The following is a 15,669-nucleotide window of genomic DNA, read 5'->3' as shown; positions in this document are numbered from 1 at the left end:
CGCCTTGCTGAGTTAGTCGTCCTGGGCCAGCCGCCAGGCCAACTGCTCCAGATAGCGCCTTTGCTGTTGCCAGGCTAGATGTGCTTCATCCAGCGAGCATTGCACAAAATGGATCGGCTCGCCCAGGCGAATCTGCGCCAGATGGTACAAATCGGCCTCAATAACACAGGCGATGCGCGGATAACCGCCGGTGGTCTGGGCATCAGCCATCAGGACGATGGGCTGGCCGCCGGGGGGCACCTGCACCACCCCGGGCAATACGCCGTGCGAAAACAGTTCCCGGTCGGCGGTGCGCAGAAGCGCGCTGCCCTGCAACCGATAACCCATGCGGTTACTCTGCGGACTGAGCTGCCAGGCCACACGCCAGAATGCTTCGCGCGCCTCGGCGCTGAATTCCTGGTACTCCGACCCCGGTAGCGCCCGCACCCGGTTGCCGAACAGCAGTTGCTTAATGCCCATTTGCCGCGTCGGCAGCCGATCGCCGTCGCGCACCCATCGCCCCTTCAGACCGCCTATCGCCGCTTTAATATCGGTGCTGCGCGATTGCAGCACCGGCGGGACGTCAAAACCGCCCGATACCGCCAGATAACTGCGCATACCGTGTTTCGGCAGCGCCAGTTTCACCTGCTGACCCGGCCGCACCGCAAAGCGCCCGCCGGTCCAAAGCGGTTTATCATCCAGCCGGGCGTGACAATCGGCGCCGGTCAGCGCCAGCCAGCCCGGACGGGTTATCTCGGCGCAAAACTGGCCCAGGGTAATTTCCAGCACCGCCGCGTCCTGGGCATTGCCCACCAACAAATTGGCCATCTTCATCGCCGGCGCGTCCAGCCCCCCGCCCTGGCTGATACCCAGGTTGCGGTAGCCGTCGCGGCCGCCGTCCTGTACCGCGGTCATCATACCGGCACGAATCACCTTCAGCATATCCCCTCCTTTTGCGGCACGAAGCGCAGGTTATCGCCGGGACGCAACAACGTCGGCGATGCCGCCTGGGGGGTGAATAGCGCCACGGCGGTATGGCCAATCAATTGCCAGCCGCCGGGGCTTTCTAGCGGATAGATGCCGGTCTGGCCGCCGCCGATGCCAACCGATCCGGCGGGCACCTGCAGACGCGGCTCAGCGTGCCGCGGCGTGGCAAGCGCCTCCGGCAATCCGCCGAGGTAGGGAAACCCCGGCTGGAAACCGAGGAAATAGACAACGTAGTTCGCGCCGGCGTGGCACTCCACCACCTGGCGCGGCGTCATGCCGGTATGCTCCGCCACCCGCGCCAGATCGGGACCAGCGGCGCCGCCATAGATGACCGGAATCGTGATTTGTCGCGCCTTGGGCAGCGCCGATTCGCTCTCTTCCCACCAGCGCTGTAGGCGATCTATCGCATCCAGCGCCGTGTGCTGCGGTTGGGTCAGCAGCACCGTCAAATTGTTCATGCCGGGAATGGCTTCGCGGACGTCCGGGTGCGGCGCGATACGCTGCGCCAACCCCCAAATGCGGCGCTGACTTTCCAGGCTAATCGGCGGCTCCAACTCTAGCACCACCGCCCGTTCTCCCAACAAATAACATCGCGCCCGTTGCAACCCCGCCTCCTGGAAACCAGCCTATGCCGAATTCATAGCCTTGCTCATTAATAGTTAATGAGCATGCGCATCCCGGGCAGCGCTGTCAATGGGAGAATGGTCGGGTTACGCCGTTACACAGGGTTGGGAATGTCGATAAAAGTGACATCAAAATCATACTGTTGGGCCAGCCACTCCCCAAGCGCGCGGACCCCGCCGCGTTCGGTGGCGTGGTGGCCGGCGGCATAAAAATGCAGCCCCTCTTCACGAGCGATATGGATGGTCTGCTCGGATACCTCGCCGGTAATGAACGCGTCCATCCCCGCCTGCGCCGCCATCTCGATAAATCCCTGACCGCCGCCGCTACACCAGGCCAATCGCTTTATCTGCGCCGGCCCGCCGTCGCCGCAGTGCAGGACGCTGCGTCCTAGCGTCTGTTCAAGGCGCAGGCGCAGCGCTTCACCGCTAAGGGGCGTCGCGAACTCCCCATACGGCAGCAGCGGTTCCAGACTGCCGGTCACCCGAATGTCCAGCGCCGCCGCCAGCTGCGCGTTATTGCCCAATTCAGCGTGGGCATCCAGCGGCAAATGCCAGGCGTACAAATTGATATCGTTAGCCAGTAAGGTTTTCAGCCGCCGGCGTTTCATACCGCTAACCACCGGTGACTCGTTTTTCCAGAAATAGCCGTGGTGGACCATGACCGCGTCGGCGCCGTGCGCCAGAGCGCTATCCAGCAGCGCCTGACAGGCGGTGACGCCGGTGACGATGCGTTTTACTTCCTGGCGGCCCTCCACCTGTAGGCCGTTGGGGGCATAATCCTCCAGCGCTCTGCTATTAAGTTTTTGATTAATCAGTTTTTCAAGCTCGGTATTGCGCATCGATTCGCCTCTCTTATCGTGGTTCGTCCCGCGCCCCGCCCCGGGCTTTAGCCGCTTCATAAGCCTCCAGGGCGCGTACGCGCGCTTTGCCATGATCGACGATCGGCGGCGGATAATCCAGTCCGGCGCGCGGCGCGTCGGGCCAACGATGCGGCTGATGCAAATAATTATCCGGCACCGGTTTGAGCGCCGGCAGCCAGCGGCGGATAAAGGCGCCGTCGGCGTCGAAACGCTCGCCCTGCGTGGTGGGGTTGAAAATGCGGAAATAAGGCGCGGCGTCGGTGCCGGTGGAGGCTGCCCATTGCCAGCCGCCGTTATTGGCCGCCAGATCGCCATCGATAAGCTGCGACATAAAATAGCGCTCGCCCCGGCGCCAGTCGATAAGCAGATCCTTGACCAGAAAACTGGCGCTGATCATTCGCAACCGATTGTGCATCCAACCGGTCTGCGCCAGTTGCCGCATGGCGGCATCGACAATGGGATAGCCGGTGCGGCCCGCACACCAGGCGTCGAACAGGTCATCATCCTGCCGCCAGGCGACATGGCGCGTCCAGGGAATGAACGGCTGATGGCGGGACAGCGCCGGCCAGGCCACCAGCAGATGGCGATAAAAATAGCGCCATATCAATTCATTGAGCCAGGTGAAGGCGCCGCTCTTCCCCGGCGTTAGCGCTTGGGGAGACGCCTGGCGCAGCCGCTGATAACACTGGCGCGGCGATAGCACGCCGATCGTCAGCCAGGCGGACAGCCGGCTGGTGGCGTCCAACGCCGGAATATCGCGGCCGCGGTGATAATCCTGCAAATGTTGATGACAAAAGGTACGCAGACGGGAGCGCGCGGCCGCTTCACCGGCGGGATAATCTTGCCCGGGGGGCGTGGTGGGGTAATCAAACGGCGCGATCTCGCCCGTGTTACCGCAGGGCGCCCCCGCTCGCGGCGCCGGCAGACAGGCCGGATCGTGCTCCTCAAGCCGGCGCAGAAAGGCGTTACGAAACGGCGTATAGACCTTGTACATCTGCTGGTTGCCGGTGTGGACGCTGCCCGGCGGCGGCAGCACGCCATCATCGAAACCCTGGCACAACGTGTCGTCGCCGATCCGCCGCTCCAGTTGCCGGTCACGCTCCCGCTCGTTGAATTCATATTGATAGTTATAAAACAGCCGATCCACCCGTTCGCGCTGGCAAAACGCCGCCAGCCACTCCACCTGGGCGGCGAAATCCGCGCATTGCTGGTAGTGCAACTCGATGCCGCGCGCCGCCAGGTCGTCGGCCAGATGACACAGATGTTGGCGGATAAATTTCGCCTGGCGCGGGCTCATGTCGTGATCCCGCCACTGCTGCTGCGTGGCGATAAACACCGCCAGCACCCGCGCGCGGGGATCCTGACAAGCCGCATAAAGCGCAGAATTATCGTGCATGCGCAGGTCGTTGCGCAGCCAGACCAGATGGGTTGTCATAACACTTCCGTAGGGTTAATGTCCGTAACGCAGCCGCAGCGCTTCGGGATAGGGTTCAAAATAGCGCTGCTGCGCGAGCCAGGCATTAGGATATTCGGCCATATAATGTTTCAGCAGCGTGATGGGCGCCAGCAACGACTGCAACCCCTGGCGATAGCTGTCAATCAAGCCGGTGAGTTCACTGCGCTGCGCGCGGGTGAGGTAACGGTAAAAATATCCCTGCGCATGCATCAGCACATTCGTATGGTTGCAGCGGGTTGCCGGATGGCGCAGCAACTGGTTGAATTCCCACAGGGTGAATATGCGCGCCACGAAGTTCTCACGCAATTGTACATCCTGTAACCGGCCGTCCTCTTCTACCGGCAGCCAGGGCATTTGCTCCTGTAATATCCGGGTGTACAGGCCCACGCCGGTTTTCTGCACCCCCTGAGCTTCATATACCCGCACCCGCGCCATACCGCAGCTCGGCGATTTGGCGCAGACGATGTAGCCGCAGAGATCGGCGAGTTGACGCACCCGTTGGCGCGCGAATGCCTCCATGCTGGCGGTGTAATCCACAGGGCTCGTCTCTTTGCTGATGCGCAACGCGATGTGGTCGTTGGGATTTTTTACCAGCTTTAACGCCGGATGCGGCGCCGGCAGACCGATAGCCATTTCGGGGCAGATGGCGGTGAAGGCGACAAACGAGACCATGTCATCCATAGCAAACGTCAGGCGTTTATGGCCGCCGTCAAAGCGGACCTTTTCACCCATCAGACAGGCGCTAATACCGACGGGGATCTTACTGCTCATGCTCGGCTCCTGCGGAGAGTTTTGGGTAGGCAAAGCGTAGCCAAATTTCACCGTTTCCGCTGGCGGGCAATAACATATTGCCGGCGCCCCCCCCCCGCCGGGACGGGTTAACCGCAGCCAAAAAAAACGGCCATCGGAGGATGGCCGGGTGGTGAGTACCTTATCGAGGTCGCGAAGCGTGCCCGCTTGGTTTGCTGCACGCCTGAGCGGGCAATATTTACGCCGGCCGAGTTCGCGAACCGCATTCGCTTTGCGCGATCATCGCCGTTGGGTTCGCTGAACGCCCCATTAGCCAAGACCCGCCGCCGCGGGGTGGGGGGGTTATTTCGCCCCTGCCAGCACGTCGCTCACGATATCCACCGCCTCTTTCTCGATCTGTTGGCGGTGCTCTGCGCCGAGGAAACTTTCGCAATAGATCTTGTAGGCTTCTTCCGTGCCGGAAGGACGGGCCGCGAACCAGCCGTTTTGCGTCATTACCTTCAGCCCGCCAATGGACGCGCCATTGCCCGGCGCCGCCGTCAAGCGCGCGGTGATCGCATCGCACGCCAGCGTGCTGGCGCTGACCTGCTCGGGAGAGAGCTTGGACAAAACCGCTTTCTGCGCGTGGGTGGCCGGCGCCTGAATGCGGTTGTAGCTGGGCGCGCCAAAGCGCTTCGCCAGTTCATCATAATGCTGCTGGGGATTTTTGCCGGTCACGGCGGTAATTTCCGCCGCCAGCAGGCACATGATGATCCCGTCTTTGTCGGTGGACCAGGGCTGACGGTCAAAACACAAAAATGACGCCCCGGCGCTCTCTTCGCCGCCGAAACCCAGGCTGCCGTCAAACAGGCCATCCACAAACCACTTGAAGCCTACCGGCACTTCCACCAGCCGGCGGCCGAGACTGTCAACCACCCGGTCAATCATGGCGCTAGACACCAACGTCTTACCCACGCCCACCTCATCGCCCCATTGAGGGCGGTGCTGAAACAGATAGTTGATCGCCGCCGCCAGGTAATGGTTCGGATTCATCAAGCCCGCCGGGGTGACAATACCGTGCCGGTCATAGTCCGGATCGTTGGCGAAGGCCAAATCGAATTTATCGCGTAGCGCCAACAGCCCCGCCATCGCCGATTCCGACGAACAGTCCATGCGAACGATGCCGTCATGAGCGAGATGCATAAAGCGGAACGTCTGGTCGATCTCTTCATTGACCAACGTCAAATCCAGCCGGTAGTGCTCGGCAATGCGCTGCCAATAGGCGATGCTGGAGCCGCCCAGCGGATCGACGCCCAACTTCAGCCCGGCGCGTTGAATGGCCGGCATATCCACCACGCTGGCCAATCCCTCAACATAGGGCTGCACCAGATCCTTGGCGTGGATATGACCACTTTGCCAGGCTTTGTCGAGCGTCAGGCGTTTGACGTCGTGCAGATTATCCGCCAAAAGCGCATTGGCGCGCTCTTCTATAACCCGAGTGACATTAGTGTCGGCCGGCCCGCCGTTGGGCGGATTGTATTTGATACCGCCATCCTCTGGCGGATTATGGGAAGGCGTGATAACAATGACGTCGGCCTGCGCGCCGCCGCCGCGATTGTGGCTCAGGATGGCATTGGAAATCGACGGCGTCGGCGTATAGCCATTATCCGCCTGCACAATCACGTTCACGCCGTTGGCGGTCAGCACTTCCAGCACCGAGATAAACGCCAGTTCGGAGAGCGCATGGGTATCTTTACCCACGTAGCAAGGCCCCTTGATACCCTGCTTGGCGCGCTCTTCGACGATAGCCTGACTAATGGCCAGAATGTGGGCTTCGTTGAAGCTATGGCGCCCGGCGCTGCCGCGATGTCCCGAGGTGCCAAACTTTACCGCCTGGGCGCTGTTGCCCGGCTCAGGCCCGCAATACATAATATTGCGACGTTAATTGTGCCACATTGATTAAATCACTCTGGCGAGCGGGCTGCCCGGCGCGGGGGTGATTGGCCATCGGCACTTCTCCGTTGCTAGTCAATTAAATTTAAGAGTGCCGCAAACTTTTTCTATCAGCTCCGTTGGGAACTGCATCGCCAGCATAATATGTTCAATCATGCTCCGTTTGCGGTCGCTATTGGTATTGGTAATGACCCAATAAGGCGTACCGGGCACCTGTTTGGGTTTGGTCTGGTGGCCGCTTTGCAGCAGCGTTTGCCTGTCGCCGGCAAAATACGTGCGGGTACGGCCGTGCAGTGTTTCGGTAGACGCGGCGAAGGCCTGCGGCGACAAGGTGTACAGGGTGGTCAACACCAGCATGAAACGATCCACTATCTTGCGTTGCAAAGCATAGTCGTCTGAGAGCAATAATTCACGCATTGCGCGAACCCTCTCGGGCAGTGGACGAACAGATTCCGATTTTTCTGAGGCTTTTGCCCCAGAAGTCACCGCCGGTGCGGGAGTTGACGCTTGGTCAACGCCGGGGGTGAACTTCAACATACGGCGCAGAATATCAGAGGCACTTTCGCCAATGTGCTGCGTATGGCCGGCAATATAGCGATAAAGATCTTCATCGACTTCAATAGTTTTCATTGTAATCCGTTAATTTCCACATAAATCAATCGCCCCGATTATACAAGTTAAACCCGGGCAACGAACAGCACCAACCGCCGTTGCGGTGAAAAAGTCAGAATCTGCCCGGGCGATCGGCCCGCCCGCGCACCCACCTTTTTTTCCCATTGCGGCGTTGGCGGCGCCAAACTCATGCTAGGCTATAGCTTTTATCCGCAGCAAAAGGAGCGCTATGAAATTGAACTATCGGCTGCAGGCGGCGCGCCAGCCGGAACAGGGTCTGCCGGTGGTGCTGATCCACGGTTTGTTCGGCAGTCTGGATAATTTGGGCGTACTGGCCCGTCCCCTGGGTGAAAATCATCGCACGCTGCAAATTGATTTGCGCAACCACGGCCTGTCCCCCGCGCCCCCACCATGGGCTATGACGAAATGGCGTGGGATGTGCTGGCGTTACTGGACGCGCTGCTTATTGAGTGCTGTATCGTCATCGGTCATTCGATGGGCGGCAAGGTGGCAATGACGCTTTGCGCGCTGGCGCCGGCGCGCATTGCGCCGGCGGTGGTGATCGATATGGCGCCGGTGGCCTATCAGGTCCGCCGCCATGACGCCATTTTCGCCGCCCTGGCGCGCGTCAGCGAGGCTGGGATAACGCAGCGCAGCGACGCCGCGCGGCTGATGGAACAGGATATTGACGATCCGGGCACCATTCAGTTTCTACTGAAATCGTTTGATCAGGGACAATGGCGTTTCGCTCTTGACAGCATCCAGCATAATTACGCCGACATTATCGGCTGGCGAACACTGCCCCCTTGGCCGGGGCCGATACTGTTTATCCGCGGCGGTAATTCCCCCTATCTGGATGACCGCTACCACGAGACTCTCCGCCAGCAATTTCCCCGCGCCCGCGCCCATGTGGTGGCCGGCGCCGGCCATTGGGTGCATGCCGAAAAACCGGAGGCGGTAGTGCGCGCCGTCGCGCGTTTTCTGACGGAAGCATAAGCCGGACGCGGCAGTTGTTAGCCATTGTCGCCACCCGCTTCACTGGGGTAAGATGACGGGTTTTTGGATGCCGGCTACCTCCAGGGACCAGTGAAACTAACGCTACGGAGGACGCCGGCCAGGGCTCAGGCCAGCCGCCGGCGACCCCGGCGCTTACGGTTGCATATTCCCTTCATCAACTATGGCAAAAGAACAAACGGACCGCACTACGCTGGATTTATTTACGGATGAACGCCGCCCGGGAAGGCCGAAAACCAGTCCTCTTTCTCGGGATGAGCAGCTCAGAATCAATAAGCGTAACCAGCTGCGGCGCGATAAAGTGCGCGGGCTGCGTCGAGTGGAGTTGAAAATCAATGCGCAGGCGGTGGATGCGCTGAATAAACTGGCCGATCAGCGGGATATTTCCCGCAGTGAGCTTATCGAACTTATCCTGCTGGTGGAGCTTGAGCGCCAGCGGCCCGCCGGCTGAAGGAGGGGTCCCGCGGCAGTGGAGCGTCATTTGTGGCACAGGCAGTAAGCAGACCGATCGCTGGCCGTGAAGCAGGCCGCGCGTCTGCCTGCCGCTCATCTATGGCACAGGCATCACGCCGGCGCGCCTTTGTACCTGCGGCGTACACGTCACGCCGGCCACGGCACGGCGGGCGCAATTGACGCAAAAAGTCCCCGCCGGCAGGTATCTCCTTAAGTGAGGGTCTGCTATCATTGCCCTTATCAGCTTAAGGTTGACGATTGGGCATACCCTTAATTTTTATGAGGTTTTGATATTCATGGCGAGTGTAGGCATTTTCTTTGGCAGTGATACCGGCAATACCGAAAATATTGCCAAGATGATCCAAAAGCAACTGGGTACCGATGTTGCTGATGTTTTTGACATCGCCAAAAGCAGCAAAGAAGATCTGGAACAGTACGACCGGCTGCTGCTGGGTATCCCGACCTGGTATTACGGCGAAGCGCAGTGCGACTGGAATGATTTTTTCCCCACGTTGGAAGATGTCGATTTCAGCGGCAAGATAGTTGCGCTGCTCGGCTGCGGCGATCAGGAAGATTACGCGGAGTATTTCTGCGACGCGATGGGCACCCTGCGGGACATTATTGAACCCCACGGCGCCACGCTGGTCGGCCATTGGCCTACCGCCGGCTATCATTTCGAGGCGTCCAAAGGGCTGGCGGACGACGACCACTTTATTGGTCTGGCCATTGATGAGGACCGCCAGCCCGAGCTTACCGCCGAACGCGTCGACGGCTGGGTCAAACAGGTTCGCGAAGAGATGAATTTGGCTTAACGCCTTACCGCCGTCCGGCCTCCCCGGACGGCATGACGCCGCATTGTATGCTTGATAAATAATTCCTTTCAAATTGATAGCTACAATTTTGTAAATTTTTTTTTTTCGCCAAAGCAGTACAATGGCACCACACTTTGTATGATTTTTTAAACCTAAAGAGGTAACATAGTCCTTACTCGCTGAGTGGGCTATAATGAAAATGAGTCTCTTTTTCATTTCTGACCGCGAGCTCTATAATGAGACAGTGATACATTTTTCGGGCCGACGATTGTTATAGGCTATGTTCGCTTATAACTTGATTATCAAGTAACAGGACCAAACCCGCATGACTGACAATAACATCGCATTAAAGAAGGCCGGCCTGAAAGTGACCCTTCCCAGGCTCAAAATCCTGGAAGTGTTGCAAGACCCGAAATGCCACCACGTCAGTGCGGAAGATCTGTATAAAAAGCTGATCGACATGGGTGAGGAAATCGGGCTGGCCACCGTTTACCGCGTACTCAATCAGTTCGATGACGCCGGCATTGTCACCCGCCACAATTTTGAGGGCGGCAAATCGGTTTTCGAGCTCACCCAGCAACACCATCACGATCACCTTATTTGCCTGGATTGCGGCAAGGTCATCGAATTTCGCGATGAGTTTATCGAGGCGCGCCAGCGCGACATCGCGAAAAAGCACAATATCAAACTGACCAACCACAGCCTCTATCTTTATGGCCATTGCGCGGAAGACGACTGCCGTGAAGATGAAACCTTGCATGATATAGATGATCCGCACGTCGTAAAATTCTGACACCCGTCCTATGCCGTCACGTTACCGCCATACAATCACGACCGTATAAAGAGAAACCGCCGCCGGCGGTTTTTTTCGCCTTGCTTTTACACCGCATAACGCCCCTTTTTTTCTTACTTGCCGCCAAGACAGGCTTGTGCTGTCTCAGTGTTCCATTATGTCTCCCGCTCGCCACACCGCCTTGCCCTCGTCCCTCTCTTTGACGAGCGGCATCATGCCACGGCCCTAGGGTTTAGTTTGTTTCGCCGTTTAACGGTTTCATCGTCCCCTGACTTCCCCGTTTTGTCATACCACCGCCCCGCTATTCTCCCGTACTGAATCAGCCTTTTACCCGATGACGGCGGAGAAGTTAACTTCTTAGGCTATTGGGCGGTGGGCTTATATGCCGATAAATTATTATCAGCCCCTAGCCCGGCCCTGCCCTCAAAAAAACAGGGGAGCAGGGATCCGTTCACAGCGCTTACCCGCCGAGCCCTCCCTGGAAGCGGTAACGCTGTCTCCTAACGTCTTTGGTCGACCTACAGGTATCCCGATGATGAAACCTATCCTGCAAGACACCCCTGCTGTCTCATCGCTGGAAGCGTCTCCCGCCGCGCGAGCGCCGCTCACGTCTGAACCCAACGGCGTAAGGCAAGCAAAATTGTTACGCCCAGCCACCGCGGCGAGGAGCACACCCCCGGCATCCCCGCGCCCCTTGCGTATTGATGTGGCGCTTGCCAACGTCACCACCCTGCTTACTCCCGCACCGTCGCGCCCCAGCAAAAACGCCCAACACGACGCCGCGACCGCTAGGCACCCGGCCACGCAATCTGGCTCCCCGCCGCGACGGTTACGCAACCCGCAACGCGATACCGCGGCCGGTGCATACCCGTCTAGGCAATCGCCCTCATCGCCGGTGACCCTCAGGCGTCCGCGGGATCCCGTCGCGGCAGTGGCGAGCCAGGCTCCGCCGCGGCCGCCGAAACCTTCGCCGTTGACGGCACGCACCTGCGGCGATAGGGCCCTCATTATATGCGCAAATCGATCATGAGGGCCTGCCCACGTTTCGCTCAACGGGTATCACGTTCGTTCCCTACGACAAAACCGTTTACGCCGCTCTGCACGGCCCTGAGCCCCTCATCTCTAACGTCCATAGGGCCCCAGAGGGGAGGGTGCATTCCTGGATCGATTTTAGCGTCGAGAGAAAAAAGCATGCGGCGTTCAAGGCGTTGACATCCCGCGTTAAGCAACTGGTGGATGACAAGGTGATCCCGTGCAAATATGCGCCGCCGGCCGATGCGTTAGATAACAGCTACATCTGGGCCGACAAGCCCAACCATTATCAGCTACGCCTCAGGCACAATCCGCACGCCTATAGCTTGGATAAGCTTGAAAACTTGCCGAAAGCATTGCAGCGCGGGCAGAAAGAGGAATAAGCGGCGCAGCGTAACCGCTCCCCCCTGCGCCAGAAACGGAAAGATCACCGCGCGGGGGGGATAAGATCACATCCCGGCTTTTGCGGCCCAGGTGTCGCGCAGCCCCACGGTGCGGTTGAACACAGGATGGGAGGGGCTGGAGTAGCGGCTGTCGGCGCAAAAATAGCCTTCGCGCTCAAACTGGAAAGGTTCATCCGCATTGGCTGCCGGCACGCCGGCTTCGACAAAGCCCTGACGGATAACCAGCGAATCCGGGTTCAGCGTAGAGAGAAAATCTTCCGCCGCCGCCGGATTGGCCTCGCTAAACAACCGGTCATATAGACGAAACTCCGCCGCGACGCCGCGGGTGGCCGATACCCAGTGGATCACGCCTTTCACCTTGCGCCCGTCGGCGGGATCTTTACTTAGCGCATCGGGATCGTGGCGGCAGATGATGGTGGTGATCTGCCCCTGGGCGTCTTTTTCCACGCGCTCAGCCTTAATCACATAGGCATTGCGCAGGCGAACTTCCTTACCCAGCACTAAACGCTTGTATTGCTTGTTGGCTTCTTCACGAAAATCGGCGCGATCGATATAGATTTCGCGGCTGAACGCGACCTGGCGGGTCCCCATCTCCGGTTTATTGGGATGGTTTGGCATCGTGATATCCTGTTCATGCCCCGCCGGCAGGCTTTCGATGACCACCCGTACGGGGTCGATCACCGCCATGGCGCGCGGCGCGCGCTCGTTCAAATCTTCGCGAATACAGGCTTCCAGCGCGGCCATCTCCACATTATTGTCCTGCTTCGTCACGCCGATACGGCGGCAGAATTCGCGAATCGAGGCCGCCGTATAGCCGCGGCGGTGCAGGCCGGAAATGGTCGGCATACGCGGATCGTCCCAGCCCTCGACAATTTTTTCCGTCACCAGTAGATTCAGCTTACGCTTGGACATGATGGCGTATTCGAGATTCAGCCGGGAAAATTCATACTGCCGGGGATGCACATCAATGGTGATATTTTCCAGCACCCAATCATACAGCCGGCGATTATCCTGAAACTCCAGGGTGCATAACGAATGGGTTATCCCTTCCAGCGCATCGGAGATGCAGTGGGTAAAGTCATACATCGGATAAATGCACCACGCGTTGCCGGTCTGATGATGATCGGCGAATTTAATGCGGTACAGCACCGGGTCGCGCATCACCATAAACGGCGACGCCATATCGATTTTCGCCCGCAGGCAGGCGCTGCCCTCGGCAAATTCGCCGTTGCGCATTTTGGCGAAGAGCGCGCGGTTTTCTTCCACGCTACGATCCCGATAGGGGCTATCTTTACCCGGGCGCGTCAGCGTGCCGCGATGTTCGCGAATTTCGTCCGGCGACAGTTGGTCGACATAGGCCAGCCCTTTGTCGATAAGCTCCAACGCATAGTCATGCAGCTGGTCGAAATAATCGGAGGAGTAGTGAATGTCACCGCTCCAGTTGAAACCCAACCACTGCACGTCGTACTTGATGGAATCGACATATTCCCTATCCTCTTTCACGGGATTGGTATCGTCGAAACGCAAGTTGCATTGGCCCTGATAATCCTGGGCGATGCCGAAATTGAGGCAAATGGACTTTGCATGGCCGATATGCAAATAGCCATTGGGCTCCGGCGGAAAACGGGTATGCACCGATGTATGCTTCCCCGAAGCCAGATCTTCGTCGATAATTTGACGAATAAAATTAGTTGGGCGGGCTTCAGCCTCACTCATGTTGATATTCCTCTACACAACAGCACGACATTCATTGCTCTTATGTTCCAACATGCCACGCCAGGACACAACCGTTTGTTAGAGAAATTCTCCATTACGGCTTACCGGCACGGCCGGTTGGTGCGGTTAAGGCATCGCGCGCGGCGAGGGAAAGACAGAACGGAAAACGCCTGGCCCCTTAACGGCAGCACCGGGCGCGATTACTTGCCGGTGAGATCCAAAAGCCGGCTTTGACCGGCCACCACCGTGGTATTGGCGGTGGCGGTCAGGGCGCCGAACTCCTCCATGTTGCTCACGACCACCGGGCTTATCATCGAGCGCGCGTTAGCGTTCAAGTAGGCCAGGTCCAGCTCCAGAATAGGCTGTCCTTGTGTCACCTTACTGCCCTCTTCCACCAGGCAAGTAAAACCCTGCCCGTTAAGGGCCACGGTATCGATACCGATATGCACCACCACTTCAGCGCCGCCGTCGGTTTCCAGGCAGAAAGCGTGATGCGTATTAAATACTTTTACCAGCGTGCCGTTCGCCGGCGATAGCACCAGTTTATCGGTGGGGCGTACGGCAATACCCTCACCCACGGCACGGCTGGCGAACGCTTCATCCGGCACCTGGTCCAGCGGAACCACTTCACCGGTTATCGGCGATATCAGCGATACCACCACCGGCTTCACCGCGGCGGGGGCCGATTCCACGCGGGGCGCGGGGGCCGCGACCGACGCGGGCGATACCGCGCGCGCCGCGCTGACCGGGCCGCTCGCCAGCACGGTACGCATGGCGCCAGCGATAATTTCCGCGCGGGTGCCGACGATGATTTGTAGACTTTCTTTATTCAGTCGGATCACACCCTGAGCGCCAAGATTTTTCGCGACCGCATCATTGACCAGCGAGCTATCTTTCACGCTAAGACGCAGACGGGTAATACAGGCATCAATGCCGGTCAGATTATCCGAGCCGCCAATGGCGCTGATATACCGACGCGCCAGAATTTGCGTCTCATCCCCTTTGCCCTCGCCGGCGGCATCAATGTTCACGTCGTAGCCATCGGCCTCATCGCCGGCCATTTGCAACTCGCGGCCCGGGGTGAGCAAATTGAAGCGTTTGATGGTGAAACGAAACACCAGATAGTACACAACGAAGAACACCAGCCCTTGCGGGATAAGCATATACCACTGTACCGCCAGCGGGTTGCGGCTTGAGAGCACCATATCCACCAGCCCGGCGCTAAAGCCGAATCCGGCAATCCAATGCATACTGGCGGCAATAAATACCGACAAACCGGTCAGCAGCGCGTGCAGGAAATACAGCACCGGCGCAACGAACATAAAGGAGAATTCCAGCGGTTCGGTGATGCCGGTAAAAAACGAGGCGAAAGCCGCGGCAAGCATAATTCCCGCGACTTTACTGCGGTTCTCTGGCCGGGCGCAGTGATAAATCGCCAGCGCCGCGCCGGGCAGACCGAACATCATGATGGGGAAGAAGCCCGCCTGATAGCGGCCGGTAATACCGATAATACCGGTACCGGCTTCGATGGACTGCTGGCCGCCGATGAATTTGGGAATATCGTTAATGCCGGCGACATCGAACCAGAACACCGAATTCAGAGCGTGGTGCAGACCGACCGGAATCAAGAGCCGGTTAAAGAAGGCGTAGATACCTGCTCCCACCGAACCCAGCTGTTGGATATGCTCGCCGAACGCCACCAGCGCATTGAAGATCAACGGCCAAATGTACATCAGGTTAAAGGCGATGAAGATCATCACGAACGACACCAGGATCGGCACCAGGCGGCGTCCGCTGAAAAACGACAACGCTTTGGTGAGCTCGACGTGGCTGAAACGGTTGTAAAGCTCGGCGGAAATAATCCCCACCAGGATGCCGACGAACTGGTTATTGATTTTGCCGAACGCCGCCGGGACGTGATCCAAGGGAATTTTCTGTATCATTGACACCGAGGCCGGCGCGCACAAGGTGGTGACCACCAAGAAGCCGACGAAACCAGTAAGCGCCGCGGCGCCATCTTTGTCTTTCGACATGCCATAGGCAACGCCGATGGCGAACAGCACCGACATATTTTCAATAATCGCCGAGCCGGATTTAATGAAAAAGGCCGCCAACGCATTGCTGCCCCCCCAGCCAACCGGGTCGATCCAATAGCCCACCCCCATCAGGATAGCGGCGGCGGGCAGTGTCGCCACCGGGACCATCAGCGCCCGGCCTATTTTCTGCAAGTAACTGAGTATATTCAT

The 15,669-nt window shown here is 58.7% G+C and carries 13 protein-coding genes and 2 pseudogenes; 5 read left to right on the top strand and 10 right to left on the bottom strand.

The genetic code is table 11. The features are described from left to right. Positions 1–12: 12 nt before the first annotated feature. The 8 genes and pseudogenes from pxpC to SOPEG_RS30735 all read right to left on the bottom strand — a co-directional run bounded on the left by pxpC (position 13) and on the right by SOPEG_RS30735 (position 7,587). Entirely contained in the window at positions 13–921 is a 909-nt protein-coding gene (gene pxpC / locus SOPEG_RS03615; RefSeq protein WP_025244328.1) for a 5-oxoprolinase subunit PxpC, read from the bottom strand. After that, the gene (gene pxpB, locus SOPEG_RS03610; protein WP_025244327.1) at positions 915–1,571 is read right to left on the bottom strand and encodes a 5-oxoprolinase subunit PxpB; all 657 of its coding nucleotides are present in this window, start codon (positions 1,569–1,571) and stop codon (positions 915–917) included. The genes pxpC and pxpB overlap by 7 nt, the downstream gene beginning before the upstream one ends. A gap of 113 nt (positions 1,572–1,684) precedes the next feature. After that, a complete protein-coding gene (locus SOPEG_RS03605; RefSeq protein ID WP_025244326.1) occupies positions 1,685–2,428 on the bottom strand; it encodes a type 2 GTP cyclohydrolase I in 744 nt (247 codons plus the stop codon). Between the two features lie 13 nt (positions 2,429–2,441). Continuing rightward, positions 2,442–3,884, bottom strand: a complete 1,443-nt coding sequence (gene phrB / locus SOPEG_RS03600; protein ID WP_025244325.1) for a deoxyribodipyrimidine photo-lyase — start codon at positions 3,882–3,884, stop codon at positions 2,442–2,444. A gap of 15 nt (positions 3,885–3,899) precedes the next feature. Next, a complete protein-coding gene (locus SOPEG_RS03595; protein WP_025244324.1) occupies positions 3,900–4,676 on the bottom strand; it encodes a YbgA family protein in 777 nt (258 codons plus the stop codon). Positions 4,677–4,997: 321 nt separating this feature from the next. Then, positions 4,998–6,642, bottom strand: a pseudogene (pgm, locus tag SOPEG_RS03590) (phosphoglucomutase (alpha-D-glucose-1,6-bisphosphate-dependent)). A gap of 20 nt (positions 6,643–6,662) precedes the next feature. Beyond that, positions 6,663–7,217 (bottom strand): replication initiation negative regulator SeqA, encoded by a 555-nt coding sequence (seqA, locus tag SOPEG_RS03585; protein ID WP_025244323.1) that lies wholly within the window; start codon positions 7,215–7,217, stop codon positions 6,663–6,665. Between the two features lie 169 nt (positions 7,218–7,386). Next, the gene (locus SOPEG_RS30735) at positions 7,387–7,587 is read right to left on the bottom strand and encodes a hypothetical protein (protein ID WP_417903462.1); all 201 of its coding nucleotides are present in this window, start codon (positions 7,585–7,587) and stop codon (positions 7,387–7,389) included. On the opposite strand from SOPEG_RS30735, the pseudogene SOPEG_RS03580 reads away from it, so the two are divergent. The 5 genes and pseudogenes from SOPEG_RS03580 to SOPEG_RS03555 all read left to right on the top strand — a co-directional run bounded on the left by SOPEG_RS03580 (position 7,501) and on the right by SOPEG_RS03555 (position 11,686). Further along, positions 7,501–8,195, top strand: a pseudogene (locus tag SOPEG_RS03580) (alpha/beta fold hydrolase). The gene SOPEG_RS30735 and the pseudogene SOPEG_RS03580 overlap by 87 nt on opposite strands. 181 nt (positions 8,196–8,376) lie before the next feature. Next, on the top strand, positions 8,377–8,664 hold the full coding sequence (gene ybfE, locus SOPEG_RS03575; RefSeq protein ID WP_025244322.1) for a LexA regulated protein: 288 nt from the start codon (positions 8,377–8,379) through the stop codon (positions 8,662–8,664). A 298-nt stretch (positions 8,665–8,962) separates the two neighbouring features. Further along, the gene (fldA, locus tag SOPEG_RS03570; protein WP_051419992.1) at positions 8,963–9,478 is read left to right on the top strand and encodes a flavodoxin FldA; all 516 of its coding nucleotides are present in this window, start codon (positions 8,963–8,965) and stop codon (positions 9,476–9,478) included. A gap of 325 nt (positions 9,479–9,803) precedes the next feature. Further along, the gene (gene fur / locus SOPEG_RS03565) at positions 9,804–10,271 is read left to right on the top strand and encodes a ferric iron uptake transcriptional regulator (RefSeq protein ID WP_025244321.1); all 468 of its coding nucleotides are present in this window, start codon (positions 9,804–9,806) and stop codon (positions 10,269–10,271) included. Positions 10,272–11,422: 1,151 nt separating this feature from the next. Beyond that, on the top strand, positions 11,423–11,686 hold the full coding sequence (locus tag SOPEG_RS03555; protein WP_025244319.1) for a hypothetical protein: 264 nt from the start codon (positions 11,423–11,425) through the stop codon (positions 11,684–11,686). Between the two features lie 66 nt (positions 11,687–11,752). Here SOPEG_RS03555 and glnS read toward each other — a convergent pair whose 3' ends face one another. Beyond that, positions 11,753–13,423 carry a glutamine--tRNA ligase gene (gene glnS, locus SOPEG_RS03550; protein WP_025244318.1) on the bottom strand — a complete coding sequence of 557 codons (1,671 nt, stop codon included), beginning with the start codon at positions 13,421–13,423 and terminating at the stop codon, positions 11,753–11,755. A gap of 200 nt (positions 13,424–13,623) precedes the next feature. Continuing rightward, a complete protein-coding gene (nagE, locus tag SOPEG_RS03545) occupies positions 13,624–15,669 on the bottom strand; it encodes an N-acetylglucosamine-specific PTS transporter subunit IIBC (RefSeq protein WP_025244317.1) in 2,046 nt (681 codons plus the stop codon).

This window comes from Candidatus Sodalis pierantonius str. SOPE (genome assembly GCF_000517405.1).
Lineage (GTDB): Bacteria > Pseudomonadota > Gammaproteobacteria > Enterobacterales > Enterobacteriaceae > Sodalis_C > Sodalis_C pierantonii.
The sequence above is the reverse complement of the archived record's forward strand: the minus strand, read 5'-3'. Positions and strand labels throughout refer to the sequence as shown.

Coding starts and splice junctions, on each gene's coding strand:
- seqA (WP_025244323.1), bottom strand. CDS start 7,217: ATGAAAACTATTGAAGTCGATGAAGATCTTTATCGCTATATTGCCGGC.
- fldA (WP_051419992.1), top strand. CDS start 8,963: ATGGCGAGTGTAGGCATTTTCTTTGGCAGTGATACCGGCAATACCGAA.
- SOPEG_RS03605 (WP_025244326.1), bottom strand. CDS start 2,428: ATGCGCAATACCGAGCTTGAAAAACTGATTAATCAAAAACTTAATAGC.
- SOPEG_RS03595 (WP_025244324.1), bottom strand. CDS start 4,676: ATGAGCAGTAAGATCCCCGTCGGTATTAGCGCCTGTCTGATGGGTGAA.
- phrB (WP_025244325.1), bottom strand. CDS start 3,884: ATGACAACCCATCTGGTCTGGCTGCGCAACGACCTGCGCATGCACGAT.
- fur (WP_025244321.1), top strand. CDS start 9,804: ATGACTGACAATAACATCGCATTAAAGAAGGCCGGCCTGAAAGTGACC.
- pxpC (WP_025244328.1), bottom strand. CDS start 921: ATGCTGAAGGTGATTCGTGCCGGTATGATGACCGCGGTACAGGACGGC.
- ybfE (WP_025244322.1), top strand. CDS start 8,377: ATGGCAAAAGAACAAACGGACCGCACTACGCTGGATTTATTTACGGAT.
- glnS (WP_025244318.1), bottom strand. CDS start 13,423: ATGAGTGAGGCTGAAGCCCGCCCAACTAATTTTATTCGTCAAATTATC.
- nagE (WP_025244317.1), bottom strand. CDS start 15,669: ATGAATATACTCAGTTACTTGCAGAAAATAGGCCGGGCGCTGATGGTC.